The organism is Nocardioides sp. J9, from assembly GCF_007829375.1.
In the GTDB taxonomy this organism is placed as follows: Bacteria; Actinomycetota; Actinomycetes; order Propionibacteriales; family Nocardioidaceae; genus Nocardioides.
On sequence record NZ_VLJQ01000078.1, the window covers coordinates 27,959 to 42,699 of the forward strand.

The 14,741-nt window shown below is 72.5% G+C and carries 15 protein-coding genes; 11 read left to right on the top strand and 4 right to left on the bottom strand.

Features of this window, described 5'->3' with window-relative positions; genetic code table 11:
* Positions 1-13 precede the first annotated feature (13 nt).
* Positions 14-1,300: an O-acetylhomoserine aminocarboxypropyltransferase/cysteine synthase family protein gene (locus L615_RS13095; protein WP_028655814.1), complete on the top strand. Its 1,287-nt coding sequence runs from the start codon at positions 14-16 to the stop codon at positions 1,298-1,300.
* Positions 1,301-1,322: 22 nt separating this feature from the next.
* The gene (locus L615_RS13100) at positions 1,323-2,414 is read left to right on the top strand and encodes a homoserine O-acetyltransferase (protein ID WP_145725336.1); all 1,092 of its coding nucleotides are present in this window, start codon (positions 1,323-1,325) and stop codon (positions 2,412-2,414) included.
* Positions 2,415-2,432: 18 nt separating this feature from the next.
* Here L615_RS13100 and L615_RS13105 read toward each other — a convergent pair whose 3' ends face one another.
* Entirely contained in the window at positions 2,433-3,293 is an 861-nt protein-coding gene (locus L615_RS13105) for a serine protein kinase RIO (protein ID WP_028655812.1), read from the bottom strand.
* Between the two features lie 174 nt (positions 3,294-3,467).
* On the opposite strand from L615_RS13105, the gene L615_RS13110 reads away from it, so the two are divergent.
* The 5 genes from L615_RS13110 to L615_RS13125 all read left to right on the top strand — a co-directional run bounded on the left by L615_RS13110 (position 3,468) and on the right by L615_RS13125 (position 7,529).
* Positions 3,468-4,901: a M1 family metallopeptidase gene (locus tag L615_RS13110; RefSeq protein WP_145725337.1), complete on the top strand. Its 1,434-nt coding sequence runs from the start codon at positions 3,468-3,470 to the stop codon at positions 4,899-4,901.
* 95 nt (positions 4,902-4,996) lie between these two features.
* Complete coding sequence (locus tag L615_RS23335) at positions 4,997-5,167, top strand: hypothetical protein (RefSeq protein WP_157514891.1); 171 nt, start codon at positions 4,997-4,999, stop codon at positions 5,165-5,167.
* Between the two features lie 22 nt (positions 5,168-5,189).
* Positions 5,190-5,726: a PH domain-containing protein gene (locus tag L615_RS13115; RefSeq protein ID WP_036517821.1), complete on the top strand. Its 537-nt coding sequence runs from the start codon at positions 5,190-5,192 to the stop codon at positions 5,724-5,726.
* A gap of 25 nt (positions 5,727-5,751) precedes the next feature.
* Positions 5,752-6,729 (top strand): co-chaperone YbbN, encoded by a 978-nt coding sequence (locus L615_RS13120; protein ID WP_028655810.1) that lies wholly within the window; start codon positions 5,752-5,754, stop codon positions 6,727-6,729.
* The gene (locus L615_RS13125; protein ID WP_028655809.1) at positions 6,729-7,529 is read left to right on the top strand and encodes an EI24 domain-containing protein; all 801 of its coding nucleotides are present in this window, start codon (positions 6,729-6,731) and stop codon (positions 7,527-7,529) included. The genes L615_RS13120 and L615_RS13125 overlap by 1 nt, the downstream gene beginning before the upstream one ends.
* On the opposite strand, the gene L615_RS13130 is transcribed toward L615_RS13125, so the two are convergent.
* The gene (locus L615_RS13130; RefSeq protein WP_084255155.1) at positions 7,439-8,425 is read right to left on the bottom strand and encodes a LysR family transcriptional regulator; all 987 of its coding nucleotides are present in this window, start codon (positions 8,423-8,425) and stop codon (positions 7,439-7,441) included. The two genes, L615_RS13125 and L615_RS13130, sit on opposite strands and share 91 nt — an antisense overlap.
* Positions 8,426-8,498: 73 nt before the next feature.
* Here L615_RS13130 and L615_RS13135 point away from each other — a divergent pair, with 73 nt between their 5' ends.
* Positions 8,499-9,434: an EamA family transporter gene (locus L615_RS13135; RefSeq protein WP_186449852.1), complete on the top strand. Its 936-nt coding sequence runs from the start codon at positions 8,499-8,501 to the stop codon at positions 9,432-9,434.
* Here the strand turns inward: L615_RS13135 and L615_RS23340 are convergent.
* A complete protein-coding gene (locus tag L615_RS23340; protein WP_186449853.1) occupies positions 9,358-10,140 on the bottom strand; it encodes an NUDIX domain-containing protein in 783 nt (260 codons plus the stop codon). The two genes, L615_RS13135 and L615_RS23340, sit on opposite strands and share 77 nt — an antisense overlap.
* 10 nt (positions 10,141-10,150) lie before the next feature.
* The gene (gene glgB / locus L615_RS13145) at positions 10,151-12,091 is read right to left on the bottom strand and encodes a 1,4-alpha-glucan branching protein GlgB (RefSeq protein ID WP_084255153.1); all 1,941 of its coding nucleotides are present in this window, start codon (positions 12,089-12,091) and stop codon (positions 10,151-10,153) included.
* A 168-nt stretch (positions 12,092-12,259) separates the two neighbouring features.
* Between glgB and L615_RS13150 the strand changes: the two genes are divergently transcribed.
* The 3 genes from L615_RS13150 to L615_RS13160 are packed head-to-tail and all read left to right on the top strand — an operon-like array spanning position 12,260 to position 14,238.
* Complete coding sequence (locus tag L615_RS13150) at positions 12,260-12,748, top strand: DUF2975 domain-containing protein (protein WP_145725338.1); 489 nt, start codon at positions 12,260-12,262, stop codon at positions 12,746-12,748.
* A complete protein-coding gene (locus L615_RS13155) occupies positions 12,748-12,954 on the top strand; it encodes a helix-turn-helix transcriptional regulator (RefSeq protein ID WP_028655806.1) in 207 nt (68 codons plus the stop codon). The genes L615_RS13150 and L615_RS13155 overlap by 1 nt, the downstream gene beginning before the upstream one ends.
* Positions 12,955-12,972: 18 nt before the next feature.
* Entirely contained in the window at positions 12,973-14,238 is a 1,266-nt protein-coding gene (locus L615_RS13160) for a multidrug effflux MFS transporter (protein ID WP_145725339.1), read from the top strand.
* Positions 14,239-14,741: the final 503 nt, after the last annotated feature.

The following is a 14,741-nucleotide window of genomic DNA, read 5'->3' on the forward strand; positions in this document are numbered from 1 at the left end:
ACAGGAGCCAACGATGACCTACCGTCCCGAGACCCTGGCGGTCCACGCCGGCCAGGAGCAGCCCGACCCCGCGACCAACTCGCGCGCGGTGCCGATCTACCAGACGACGTCGTACGTCTTCAACGACACCGAGCACGCCGCGAACCTGTTCGCGCTCGCCGAGCCGGGCAACATCTACACCCGCATCATGAACCCGACGCAGTCGGTCTTCGAGGACCGGATGACGCAGCTCGAGGGTGGTGTGGGTGCCCTCGCGACGGCGTCCGGCTCCTCGGCGATCACCTACTCGGTGCTCAACCTGACCTACGCCGGCGACAACATCGTCGCGCTGTCCACCCTCTACGGCGGCACCTACGCGCTGTTCGCGCACACGCTGCCGCAGTACGGCATCGAGGTCCGCTTCGTCGACCCGGAGAAGCCCGAGGAGCTCGCGAAGCACGTCGACGACAAGACCAAGCTGGTCTTCGCCGAGACCATCGGCAACCCGAAGGTCAACGTCGTCGACGTCCGTGCGTGGGCCGACGCCGCGCACGAGCAGGGCCTGCCCCTCATCGTGGACGCGACCGCGACCACGCCGTACCTCGCGCGGGTCTTCGAGCACGGCGCCGACGTCGCGGTGCACGCCGCGACCAAGTACATCGGCGGCCACGGCACCTCCATCGGCGGTGTCATCGTCGACTCGGGCAACTTCGACTGGGCGGCGCACTCGGAGCGGTTCCCGGGCCTCACCCAGCCCGACGGCGCCTACCACGGCGTGGTGTGGACCGAGGCCGTCGGCAACCTCGCCTACATCATCCGTGCCCGCACGGTCCTGCTGCGCAACACCGGCGCCGCGATCGCGCCGCTGAACTCCTTCCTGTTCCTGCAGGGCCTGGAGACGCTGCACCTGCGCATGGAGCGCCACAGCGAGAACGCGCTGGCCGTCGCGAAGTACCTCCAGGGCCACGACGCCGTCGCCTGGGTGTCCTACCCGGGCCTGGACGACAGCCCCTACAAGTCGGTGGCCGACAGCTACTTCACCGGCAAGGGCTACGGCGGCCTGGTCTCCTTCGGCGTGAAGTCCGGTCGCGAGGGCGGCAAGAAGTTCATCGAGTCGCTCGAGCTGTTCAGCCACCTGGTCAACATCGGCGACGCCAAGTCGCTGGCGGTCCACAACGCGACCACCACGCACTCGCAGCTCACGCCCGACGAGCTCGAGGCCGCCGGTGTGTCCGAGGACCTCGTCCGCCTCTCGATCGGCATCGAGAACGTCGAGGACCTCATCGCCGACCTCGAGCAGGCGCTGAACGCCGCGAAGTGAGGCAGCGGTAGGTTCGTCCGCCGTGACGACACTCGGCTACGTCGAGACCCAGCGGGCCGTGCTCACCGAGCACGGCCCGCTGGTGCTGAGCCGGGGAGCGGAGCTGCCCCACGTGGAGGTCGCCTACGAGACCTACGGGACCCTCAACGCCGCGCGCGACAACGCGATCCTCGTCTGCCACGCGCTGACGGGTGACGCGCACGCCGCCGGGCTCCACCTCGGTGCGAAGAGGCGCGGCTGGTGGGACAACCTCATCGGCCCGGGCAAGGCGCTGGACACCGACCGCTTCTTCGTCATCAGCTCCAACCTGCTCGGCGGCTGCTCCGGCACCACCGGACCGCTGTCCACCAACCCCGCCACCGGCCGGATGTGGGGGCCGGACTTCCCGGTCGTGGACATCGCCGACCTCGTGCTGGTGCAGCGGCGCCTGCTCGACCACCTCGGCGTCGAGCGCGTGTACGCCGGCGTGGGCGGCTCGCTCGGCGGCATGCAGGTCCTCGAGCTCGCCCACCAGGAGCCCGAGCGCATCGAGCGCGCGGTCGTGGTCGCGGCCAGCTCGCGACTCACGACGGAGAACATCGCCTTCTCCGCGGTCGCCCGCGCCGCCATCCTCGAGGACCCCGACTACCGCGGCGGGTGGTACGCCGAGCAGGGCGTCAGCCCGCGGCACGGGATGAAGGTCGCGCGGATGATGGCGCACATCACCTACGTGTCGGCGGAGTCGCTCGAGACCAAGTTCGCGCTGCGCCGCGACACGACGGGCGCCGAGCGGCGCCTCTCGGCCGACTTCGAGGTCGAGCACTACCTGCAGCACCAGGGCGAGCGCTTCCTCCAGCGCTTCGACGCGCTGAGCTACCTCTACCTGACCCGGTCGATGGACTACTTCGACCCGTTCGCGGCCTACCCGGACGTCGTACCGTCGGCGCGCTTCCGGCTGCTGTCCTTCGACTCGGACTGGCGCTTCCCGACGCCGCACTCGCTGCGGATGCGCGACGAGCTCGCGGCGCGCGGCGTCGACGTCGAGCACACCGAGCTGTCCTCGCCGTGGGGGCACGACTCGTTCCTGCTCGAGCCGCCCGGCTACCACGACGAGATCAGCGCGTTCCTGGCCTGACGCCGACGCCGCCCGCCCTCAGAAGGCGTGTGCCACCAGCTCCGCGTAGAGCTCCTGGGGGTCGACCTCGAGCCCGCGACGGGCGAACCACGAGCACACGTTGGTGCAGTCGCGGAGCAGGAAGTCGAATCCCTGTGGGTTGCCGACGAGGTCGACGAGCTGGGGGAGGTCGATGACGACGAGCCGGTCACCCGCCGCGAGCAGGTTGTACGGCGACAGGTCGCCGTGGACGAGACCCGCCCGGGCGAGCGTGGCCATCGCTGCCCGCAGCTGGTCGAAGTAGGAGGCCAGCGTCCCCGGCTCGGGCCGGGCCTGGGCCAGTCGGGGGGCCGTCTCGCCGTCCACGGTGATCCACTCCATGAGGATCTCCGTGCCGTCGACCTGCACGGGGTAGGGGACCGGCAGGCCGAGCTCCCAGCAGCGGACCAGCGCGGCCCACTCGGAGACGGCCCACTCGCCGGCGGCGACCTCGCGGCCGAAGGTGCTCTTGCGGTTGACCGCGCGCTCGTCGCGCGAGCGACGCATCCGGCGGCCCTCGGTGTAGGCGGCCGAGCGGTGGAAGGTGCGGTGCTCGGTCGAGCGGTAGCGCTTCGCCGCCAGCACGACCGACTGCGCCGGATCGTGCGGGTCGGTGCGGTCGACCAGGAAGACGTCGGCCTCCTTGCCGGTCTTGAGGATGCCGAGCTCGGTGTCGACGGCGCCCTGCGAGGTCACCACCCAGTCGGGGCGGGGCTCGGGGCCGCGGCACAGCGGCTCGACGTCGAGCCAGGTCGACCAGCGCTGGCCGGGCTCGAGGTCCTCGTCGTAGGCGGTGAAGTCGAAGGTGAAACGGGGATCGAGGTCAGCCTCGATCGAGGTGGAGAGGTGCTCCTGGGACACGTCGGGTGCTCCTGGGGGTCGAGAGGGATCGGTCTGCGGGCAGGCCGACGACAGTCATGGACATGTCACGCTCCTCTCGACGGGTCCGCGGGCTGCGGACGACGGGACCGATGGTCCCCGCAGCCAGGCGACGCGGCAACCTATTTACCGGCCGCGAGGCCGTAGGGTGACGTCGTGCGCTGGCGGTCGGTCCTCCTGGTCCTGATGATGCTCGTGGTCCCGGGGCTCGCCGGCGCCTCCGCGCAGGCGCTGCCCCGCGAGGCGGTCGCCGGCTCCGTGCGCGGCCCCGACCCCTACTGGCCGCTCGACGGCAACGGCGGCACCGACGCCCTGCACTACGACGTCCGGGTCCGCTACGACTTCGCGAAGCGCGAGCTGCGCGGACGCACCGTCGCGACGATGCGCGCGAAGCGCGACCTCGCCAGCTTCTCGCTCGACCTGCTGCTGCCGGCGTCGCGCGTCCGCGTCGACGGCCGCGCCGCGCGCTTCTCGCGGCCGCGCCCGCACGAGCTGCGGGTCGTCCCGGCCCGCGCGATCCGCGCCGGCACGGTGTTCGAGGTCGACGTGACCTACCGCGGCCGCCCCGGCGCCCACCGCTATGCCGGCGAGCGCAGCTGGCTGGCCAACGCCGGTGAGGTCGTCACGATGAACCAGCCGCACATGGCGCCGTGGTGGTTCCCGTCCAACGACCACCCCTCCGACAAGGCGCGCTTCGACATCCGGGTGAACGTGCCGCGCGGCAAGACCGTGGTGAGCAACGGCACCCGCCTGAAGCGGGTCGTGCACGGCAAGCGGGCCACGACGCACTGGCGGATGAGCGACCCGATGGCGACCTACCTCGCCTACTTCGCTGCCGGCAGCTTCGTCACCGAGCGCGGTCGCACGGCCCAGGGGATCCCCTACTTCTACGCCGTCTCCCGCCAGCTCCCCAGCGGCACCCGCGCCCGCGCGCTGCGCCAGCTGCGCCGCACCGGCCCGGTCACCGACTGGTTGCAGAAGTGGCTCGGCGACTACCCGTTCACCTCCACGGGCGGGCTGGTGACCGCCATCGACGTCGACTTCGCGCTGGAGAACCAGACCCGGCCGACGTACGGCGCCTGGATCTACCCCGGCGTGGTCGTGCACGAGGTGGCGCACCAGTGGTTCGGCGACAGCGTGTCGCTGCGCCGGTGGCGCGACATGTGGCTCAACGAGGGCTTCGCGACCTTCGCCGAGTACGCCTGGGAGGCAGCGCACGGCGGGCTGTCCGTGGTGGACCAGCTGCGCGACACCTACGCTGGCCTGTGCGGGTTCCGCCGCGACCGGTTCTGGAGGCTGGACCTGGGCGACCCGGGCAAGGACCGGATCTTCGACCAGGCCGTCTACCAGCGCGGTGCGCTCACGCTGGCCGCGCTGCAGAACAGGATCGGCGCCACGACCATGCGCACCCTGCTGCGGCGCTGGGTCGCCGACCACCACGACGGCAACGCCACGTCCGCGCAGTTCGAGGCGCTGGCCGAGACCGTGAGCGGGCAGGACCTCGACGGGTTCTTCGACGCCTGGCTGCGCGCCGGCACGGTGCCGGCGCCGACGGCGGCCAACGGCCTCGCCCCGGGCTGGTGCGGCTGAGCCCAGCGCGCCTCCCGCGCGACGGGTGGGACCTTTGGTACCAATGTGACGAGCTGTGCCCCCAGCGACCCAGACCAGGATGGAGACGCCCGCCGATGGACGCCAAGAAGCTGATCGCCCTCGTGGTGGTCGTGTTCCTCGGGTTCTGGATGTTCACCGACCCCTCCGGTCTGGCCGAGACGTCCAAGAGCGCCGCGAGCAACGGGTGGGACCTGACCACGAAGGCGTTCGACGGGGTCATCGACTTCGTCGGCGCCATGGGCTGACGCCCGGGGAGCCGGGGCGCCCATGAGCTTCGTCGCAGGGGTCGTCCTGCGGCTCGGCGACCCGAGGATCGGCAAGCACCTGCTGCGCGACGAGGGTGAGGTCGTCGTCGACGAGGTGACCCACCACTGGTTCGCCTACCTGCGTCCTGCCGCCGAGGCCGCGCTCGCGATGGTGCTGCTGGTCGGCAGCTGGTTCGTCGCCGTCGAGGTCGCCTGGTTCCTCATCGTCCTCGCCGTCGGCCTGCTCGGGCACGCCGCCTGGGGTGGGCTGGCCGTGCTCCGCGACCGCTTCGTGATCACCAACATGCGGGTCTTCCGGGTGCACGGCGTGCTCTCGCAGAGCCTGGCCACCATGCCGCTGAGCCGGATCCTCGACATCTCGGTGAAGAAGCCGCTGCACGGCCGGCTGCTCGGCTTCGGGCACTTCTGCTTCGAGTCCGCCGCCCAGGAGCAGGGGCTGCGCGACATCCGGTACGTCGGACGCCCCGACGAGCGCGACCTCGCCATCCAGCGGGTCGTCCAGCGCTCGGGCCTGCGCGGGCCGCGCGTCCCCAACTGACGCCGGTTCCGTAGGATTTGCTGCCATGACGCAGCAGCCGTTCTCCCGACCCGGAGCCATCGACCTCTCGGCGCTGAAGCGGCCCGCCGCCCAGGCCCCCGGCGCGGCACCGGCCGGCGGTGCGCCCGGCGCCCCCGCAGGCGGGCCTGCGAGCGGCGCCGGCAGCAGCTCGGCGTACTCCGTGGCGGTCGACGAGGCCAACTTCCAGAGCGTGCTCGAGGCGTCGATGACGGCGCCGGTCGTGCTCGTCTTCCACTCGCCGTCGCAGTCGCCAGAGAGCGCCCAGCTCGCCCGCGACGTCGCCACCGTGGCCGACGAGTACGACGGCCGGTTCCTCGCCGCGACCATCGACGTCGACGCCGTCCCGCAGATCGCGCAGGCGATGCAGATCCCGCAGGTGCCGCTGATGCTCGTCATCCTCGACGGCCGGCCGGCGACCCAGCCGATCCCCGGCGCGGCGCCGATCGACGACATCCGCGCGCTGTTCAACCAGCTCGCCCAGCAGCTCACCGCGCAGGGCATCGCCGGGCGGCACCAGCCCAACGCCTTCGGCGCCGCACCGAGCGGCGAGGAGGGCGAGGAGCCCCAGGTCGACCCGCGCTACGCGCCGGCGCAGGACGCGCTGGCCGCCGGCGACATCGACACCGCGGTCGCGGAGTACCAGAAGCTCGTCGACGCCAACCCGGCCGACCAGGAGGCCGCGGCCGGCCTGGCGATGGCGAAGGTGCTGCAGCGCACCCAGGGCGTCGACCTCAACGCAGCCCGGGCCGCGGCGGCGGCGAACCCCGACGACGTCGACGCGCAGACCCTGGTTGCCGACCTCGACATGCTCGGCGGCCACGTCGAGGACGCGTTCGCGCGCCTCGTCGAGCTGGTCCGCCGCACGTCCGGCAAGGAGCGGGACAAGGCCCGCGAGCACCTCGTCGGGCTCTTTGGCGCGGTCGGCAACGACGACCCGCGGGTGCTCAAGGGTCGCCAGGCCCTCGCCTCGGCCCTGTTCTGATGCCGGCCCAGCGTGGGCTCGGGGTCCGCGACGGTGCGGGCTTCCTGCTGCAGGGCATGCGGCTGTGGCGCGAGCGGCCGGGGTTGATGCTGCTGGGCATCGTGCCCGCACTGATCGTGGGTGCCCTGGTGCTGACGGTCCTCGTCCTGCTCGTCATGTACGCCGACGACCTCATCGACTGGGCCACGCCGTTCGCCGACGACTGGGCCGGCGCGGTCCGCACGACCTTCCGGGCGCTGCTCTTCGTGCTCGTCCTCGCCGGGGCCGGGATGCTCGCGATCGTCACCTTCACCGGCCTGACCCTCGCGGTGGGCGACCCCTTCTACGAGAAGATCTGGAAGGAGGTCGAGGTCTCCCTCGGCGGTGACGTCCCCGACCAGGGCGTCGGCTGGTTGCGCGGCATCGTCGACGGGCTCCAGCTCGTGCTGCTCGGCGTCGTGACCGCGGTCCTCGTCTTCGTGATCGGCCTCCTGCCGCTGGTGGGCGCCTTCGTCGGCTTCGCGGTGGGCCTCGTGCTGGCCGGCCGGCTGCTCGCCAACGAGCTGGTGTCCCGCCCGCTCGAGGCGCGCGGGATGGACCGCGCCGAGCGGGCCGCACTGCTCAAGGCGCACCGCGGCGCGGTGACCGGCTTCGGGGTCTGCGTGCAGGCCTGCTTCCTGGTTCCGCTCGGCGGGATCGCGGTGATGCCCGGCGCGGTGGCCGGCGCGACCTACTTCGCCCGCGAGGTGCTCGACCGGCTCCCGGCCGGCGACTCGGTCGTCGGGCCTGCCGGCCCCGTGGGGTCTGTCGGATCCGACTGAGCCGGGTTGAGCCCGGCGAGGGCCGCCAGCACCGCCTGCACGGCGGGGGAGTCGGCCATCGTGCGCCGGTGCAGGGCGTCGACGAGGCGCACCGGCTCGGGGTCGAGCACGCGGACCGCGACCAGGTCCTCGCCCAGCGGCGCCCGGCCCATCCGCGGGACCAGCGCGACGCCGAGGCCGGCCCGCACCAGCGCGAGGTGGGACTCGAACTCCGCGGAGACGTGGGCCACCCGCGGCGGGCGCCCGGTGCCGTCGTACATCCGGGAGAGCCACTGGCGGCAGATCGTGCCCTCGGGCGTGGCGATCCAGCCGACGTCCAGCAGGTCGTGGGGCGTCACCGACGCACGCGCGGCGAGCGGGTCGTCGCGGTGCACGACGAGGTCGGCGACGTCGGTGGCGACCGGGGTGCTGACCACGTGGTCCGGCACCGACAGGGGCACCCCGCCCCAGCGGTGCACGATGCCGAGCTCGGCCTGGCCCGACGCCACCAGGTCGACGGCCTCCCACGGCTCGCGCTCGACGAGGGTGAGCGCGAGGTCGGGGTGGGCGTCGCGCAGCGACCGGACGACGGGCGCGACGAGCCCGCGCATCGCGGTGGAGAACGCCGCGAGCCGGACCCGGCCCGCCACGACGCCGGCCCGCTGCTGCAGGCCGGCCTCGAGCTGCTCGAGGTCGGCGAGCACCCGCTCGCCGGCGTCGACCAGGTGCTGGGCGTGGCTGGTGAGCATCACCCCGCGGCCGACCCGCTCCAGCAGCGGGACCCCGGTCTGCCGCTCGAGGCGCTTGACCTGCTGCGAGATCGCGCTCGGGGTGAAGCCGGTGGCGGCGGCCGCGGCGACGACGGAGCCGTGGGTCGCGACGGCACGCAGGCCGGCGAGGGCGTCGAGGTCGATCATGCAGCAACGCTACACGGAATCACGCACAACTGTTTGCTGGTGCTTCACGGTCGTGGCGACGATGCTGGAGCACGTGAGTCACAAGGACCAGGCCCTCGCCGCCCTCGTCGCGGTCGTCTGGGGTTTCAACTTCGTCGTGATCGACTGGGGGATGGGCGAGGTCCCGCCACTGCTCTTCCTCGCCGCCCGCTTCCTCGCGGTGGTCCTCCCGGCGGTCTTCCTGCTGCCGCCCCCGCCGGTGCCGTGGCGCACGGTGGCCGCGGTCGGCGTCTTCATGTCACTGGGCCAGTTCGCGTTCCTCTACGTCGCCATGGACGCCGGCATGCCGCCCGGGCTCGCCGGGCTCGTGCTCCAGGCCCAGGTCGTGCTGACCATCGCGATCGCCGCGGTGGCGCTGCGCGAGCGCCCGACCCGCCCGCAGGTCGCGGGGGTGCTGCTCGGGGTGGTCGGCCTGGTCGTGGTCGGCCTCGGGCGGGGCGGGAACGTGCCGGCCATCGCCTTGCTGCTGTGCCTGGCCGCGGCCCTGATGTGGGCGATCGGCAACGTCGTCTCGCGCGCCTCCGGGGCGACCGGTGGGCTGTCGCTCACGGTGTGGTCCGCGCTCGTGGTGCCGGTGCCGCTGGTGGTGCTCTCCCTCGTCCTCAATGGTCCCGCGGCGGTTGCGGACGGCATCGCCGCGTTCGGGTGGCGCGCGGCGCTGTCCACGCTCTACACGGCCGGGCTGGCCTCGCTCGTCGGCTACGGCCTGTTCAACGGGCTGCTGTCGCGCAACCCGTCCTCGGCGGTCGTGCCGTGGATCCTGCTCGTGCCGCCGGTCGCGATCGGCTCGGCGTGGCTGCTCCTCGACGAGGTCCCGGCGCGCGGCGAGCTCGCCGGCGGCGCGATCCTCGTGCTCGGGGTGCTCGTCGCGCAGGCACGCCGCCGGGGCAGGGTCAGCGACCCGACTCGGTGTACGCCGGACCCGTCCCCGCCAGGCTCGCCAGCGCCGCTCGCACCCGCCGGGCGGTGAAGTCGGCGGCCCGCTCCTCGACCTCGTCGAGGGTGAGGAACGCGGCGGTCGTGATCTCGCGGGCTTGTGGGACCACCTGGTCGGCGATCGCGGCCGGGTGGACCCCGCCGTCGAAGACGAGGCAGATCGCGTCGTCCCACCCGCCCCACGGCGGCAACCAGTCGGTGAGCACCAGCTCGCCCGCCGCGATGTCGAGGGAGAGCTCCTCCTCGACCTCGCGGGAGACGCCCAGGCGCGGCGACTCGCCGACCTCGATCACGCCGCCGGGCAGGTCCCAGTCGGTCTTGTAGGTCAGGTTGCACATCAGCACCCGCGGACCGTCCGGCCCGGCGGTGTCGTCGCGGACCAGCATCTGCGCGATCCCGCGCTTGCGCGGCAGGAAGGAGTTCAGCAGGCTGCGGAAGCCGCCGGGCTCGTGCACCGGCAGGTCGTCGACCAGCCGGGCGTAGACGACGACGTCACCGGTGCGGCCGCGCTGCACGCCCTCGCGGCGCAACCCGGACCAGGTCGCAATGCGCTGTGCCTCGGCGTCGTCGACCGCGACCTTGACCTCGACCCGCTCGTGGTCGGTCAGGGCGGCAGCCACCTGTCGTCGTACGACGTCGACGGCGGCCTGCCAGCCGCGGTCGGTCAGGTCCGAGGTCCAGGTCAGCCGGGCGGTGCCGTCGTCGACGGTCGCGTGGCTGATCTGAGGCTGGTCCGACACAGCCCGAACCCTAGTGGATCGGTGGCAATTCGGGGCGGGGTGCCACGAGCCACAGCGTGGCGAGGGGCGGGAGGACGAGGTTGGCGTACGCGGGGCTGCCGCCGGGTGCGCCGGCCTCCATCGGGGCGGCCGGCTCGGCGTGCACCACGCCGAGGTTGCCGACCCCGCTGCCGCCGTAGGCCTCCGCGTCGGTGTTCAGCGCCTCGGTCCACGTGCCGGCGACCGGGAGGCCGAGGCGGTAGTCGTGGGGGACCGCGGCGAAGTTGGTGACGCTGACCAGGTCGGGCACGCCCTCCTCGCCGGAGCGGCGCACGAACGAGAGGACGTTGTGACCGGCGTCCTGGCCGTCGATCCAGGCGAAGCCGGCCGGGTCGTTGTCGAGGCGCCACAGCGCGGGCTGCTCGCGGTAGCGGGCGTTGAGGTCGCGGACGAAGTCGAGGACGCCGCGGTGCTCGGGCTTCTGGAGCAGCCACCAGTCGAGCTCGCGCGCCTCGGCCCACTCCGACTCCTGGGCGAACTCGCTGCCCATCATCAGCAGCTGCTTGCCGGGGTGGGACCACATGTAGGCGAGGTAGGCGCGCAGCGTCGCCAGCTGCTGCCAGCGGTCGCCGGGCATCTTGCGCACCAGCGAGCCCTTGCCGTGCACGACCTCGTCGTGGCTGATCGGGAGCACGTAGTTCTCGGAGAACGCGTAGACGAGCGAGAAGGTCATCTCGCCGTGGTGGTAGGCGCGGTGGATCGGGTCGTGCTTGAGGTAGCCGAGGCTGTCGTGCATCCAGCCCATGTTCCACTTGAAGCCGAAGCCGAGCCCGCCGCCCGACGTCGCGCCGGTGACGCCGGGCCACGCAGTGGACTCCTCGGCGATGGTGACGATGCCGGGCACCCGCTTGTAGGCGGTGGCGTTGAGCTCCTGCAGGAACTGCACGGCCTCGAGGTGCTCGTGGCCGCCGTACTTGTTGGGCTGCCACTCGCCGTGGTTGCGGCCGTAGTCGAGGTAGAGCATCGACGCCACGCCGTCGACGCGCAGGCCGTCGACGTGGAACTCCTCGAGCCAGTAGAGCGCGTTGGCGAACAGGAAGTTGCGGACCTCGGGGCGGCCGAAGTCGAAGATGTAGGAACCCCACTCCGGGTGCCAGCCGCGCTGCGGGTCGGGGTGCTCGTAGAGGGCGGTGCCGTCGAAGCGGGCCAGCGCCCACTCGTCGGTCGCGAAGTGGCCGGGCACCCAGTCGAGGATGACGCCGATGCCGGCGGCGTGCAGCGCGTCGACGAGGCGCCGGAAGCCGTCGGGGTCGCCGAAGCGGGCGTCGGGAGCGAAGTACGACGTCACGTGGTAGCCCCACGACCCGCCGAACGGGTGCTGCATCACGGGCATCAGCTCGACGTGGGTGAAGCCGAGGTCGGCGAGGTAGCCGGGCAGGCCGTGCTCGGGGTCCGCCAGCTCGTCGTAGGTCCAGAAGGAGCCGTCGGGGTGCCGCTTCCACGACCCCAGGTGCAGCTCGTAGGTCGCCATCGGCTCGTTGACCGGCTGCCGCTGGGCGCGCTGGGCGAGCCACTCGTCGTCGGCCCACACGTGGGTGCTGGAGAAGACCCGCGATGCGGTGGCCGGCGGCACCTCGGCGTGGAACGCCATCGGGTCGGCCTTGTGCCGCCACACGCCGTCGGCGCCCTCGACGACGAACTTGTACGTCGCGCCCGACCCCACGCCGGGGACGAACGTCTCCCACAGCCCGCTGCCGATCGCGACCATCCGGTGGGCGCCGCCGTCCCAGCCGTTGAAGTCGCCGATGACGCTGACGTTGCGGGCGTTGGGGGCCCACACGACGAAGCTCGTGCCGGGCTCGGGCTCCTCGCGCACATGAGCGCCGAGGGCTTGCCAGAGCAGCTCGTGGCGGCCTTCCGCGACGAGGTGCAGGTCGATCTCTCCGAGGGTCGAGTGCACGGGCTGCGGCATCCTCTCGAGTCTAACGAGGTCGGGCGGGGTGGGGCAGTGGTCGAGGTACCCGGGACCCGCCGCGGCACCCGTCCGCGTGGTGCATCACTGTGGTGACCTATTGACTTTCGATAGATCATGGACGACAGTCGATGTGTTCCTCCCGTGTCCCGATAGAAGGAGCTGCTCGTGGGAAAGCGCGCAGTGATCGCCCTCAAGGTCGTCCTGGCCTGCGCCCTGCTCGGGTCCGTGTTCGTGCAGGGGGTGATGATGCCGCTGCTGTGGGTCGACCTCGACGGAGCGCCACCGGTCGCCCGCGCCTCGGTCGTCACGATCATCGTGCTCGGCATCGGCTGCCTGCAGGTCGTCGCGGTGTGCCTGTGGCGGCTCTCGACGATGGTGCGCCGCGGCACCGTCTTCTCCCACGCGGCCTTCCGGTACGTCGACGTGGTCACCGGCGCCACCGCCGTCGGGGCGGTGCTCACCTTCGCGCTGGCCGTCGTGCTCGCACCCGGGGAGGCGGTCGCGCCCGGCATCGTCGGGCTCGTCTGCGGCATCGCGCTCGTCGTCGCCGGGATCGCACTGCTCGTCCACGTGCTGCGCCTCCTCCTCGCCCAGGCGGTCGCGCTCGACAGCCGGGCCCGCGACCTGCAGTCCGAGCTGGACGAGGTCATCTGATGGCGATCGTCGTGCGCATCGACGTCGAGCTCGCCCGCCGCAAGATGAGCGTGGGGGAGTTCGCCGAGAAGGTCGGGCTCACCCCCGCCAACGTCGCCGTCCTCAAGAATGGCCGTGCCAAGGCCGTCCGCTTCAGCACCCTCGAGGCGATGTGCCGGGTGCTCGGGTGCCAGCCCGGCGACCTGCTGGAGTACGTCGACGACTGAGGTGATCTGATAGCCCGAGTGACGACTCCCACCGCCGACCGCCCGGGGTGGCGGCTCCTGGTCCTCGTGCCCGCCGTGCTGGCGTGCCTGTCGATGATCGGCCCGTTCAGCATCGACACCCCGTTCCCGGCGTTCGCCGAGATGGAGGACGCGCTCGACACCAGCGCCGCGCAGCTGCAGCTGGTGGTCACCGTCTACCTCGCCTCCTTCGCGGTGATGAGCGTCCTGCACGGGCCGATCTCCGACGCCGTCGGGCGACGACCGGTCATGGTGGTGTCGCTGACGGTCTACGTCGCCGCGTCCGTCGCCTGCGCCTTCGCCCCCAGCCTCGCCTGGCTCCTCGTCGGGCGCGCCGTCCAGGGCCTCAGCGCCGGCGGCGCCACGATCGTGAGCCGCACCGTGATCCGCGACCTCTTCACCGGCGCCACCGCGCAGCGGCTGATGAGCCGGGTCGCCGTCATCTTCGGCATCGCGCCCGCGATCGGCCCGATCGTCGGCGGCCTCGTCCTCCAGCTCGGTGAGTGGCCGCTGGTGTTCGTCTTCCAGGCCGGGTTGGGTGTCGCGCTGATCCTCGCCGTCGTGGTGCTCCTGCCGGAGACGCACCCGCGCGAGCGTCGTACCTCCCTGCGGGTGGGGGCCGTCGTCGGCGGCCTGGCCGCGGTCGCCCGTCGGCCTGCTTTCCACCGGCTCGCGTGGTCGACCGCCCTGATCTTCGGCGCGCAGTTCCTCTACATCGGCGGGGCCGCGATCTTCGTCGTCGACGTGCTCGGCCAGGGCGAGCTCGACTTCTGGAAGCTCTTCGTCCCGATGATCGGGTGCATGATGGTCGGCTCCTGGATCTGCGGCCGCGCCGCCGGCCGGATCACCGCGCGCCGGCTCACCTCCATCGGCTGCACCACCGCCTTCGTCGGTGGTGTCGTCGGCGTCCTCGTCGCCGCCTCGCCGGGCGCCGACGAGCTGCCGTGGGCCGTCGTCGGCGTCAGCCTCCTCGCCCTCGGCAACGGCATCACCTACCCGACCATGCAGCTGCTCCTGCTCGACCTGTTCCCCGAGCGGCTCGGCGCCGTGGTCTCGATGTCCTCCTTCCTCGCGCTCGTCCTCAACGCCGTCACCGCCGTCGCCGTGACCCCGCACCTCGAGGGCTCCGCCCTCGGCTTCGCCACCGCCGCGCTCATCGGCGTCGCCGCCGGCCAGCTCTGCTGGGCCTGGCACTGCGCCATCGAGGACCGCGACGTCGCCGTCGTCGACTCCGGCGCGGACCGCGAGCCGGTGGAGCTGCTGTGAGGCCCGCCCCCTGGTGCTGTGCCGACGCCCCTGCGCCGCGCTGCCGCGCGCGCGGTTGCCTTGCGTAGGTCCAGCCCTCGTCTGGCGGCAAGCCTTCCCCCGGTGGTTGAGGTGCGTCGAGCGCTAGCGAGAGCCTCGCGGTGCTGGTGGCGCGAGCGCGTCGCCTGTCGAGGGCTGCGCGCGGGCGCTCGCAGGCTCGGCCCGCACTTGCTCTCGACGCGCCTTCGGCGCGGGCGCCGCGCTGCCGCGCGCGGTTGCCTTGCGTAAGTCCAGCCCTCGCCTGGCGGCAAGCCTTCCCCCGGTGGTTGAGGTGCGACGAGCGCTAGCGAGGAGCCTCGAAACCTCCGGGCCTGCGTGGCGGGCTGTGGTGGGCACAGTACGGCGGGCGCCCGGGTGACTCTCGCTGGTGGCCGGTCTCGGCGGCCGCGCACCGTAGCCGTCCGTCCCCCGCCGTCAAGGAGCTCGCTCCGCTCGCCCGCTGCGCGGCGCCTTCGGCGTCCTTG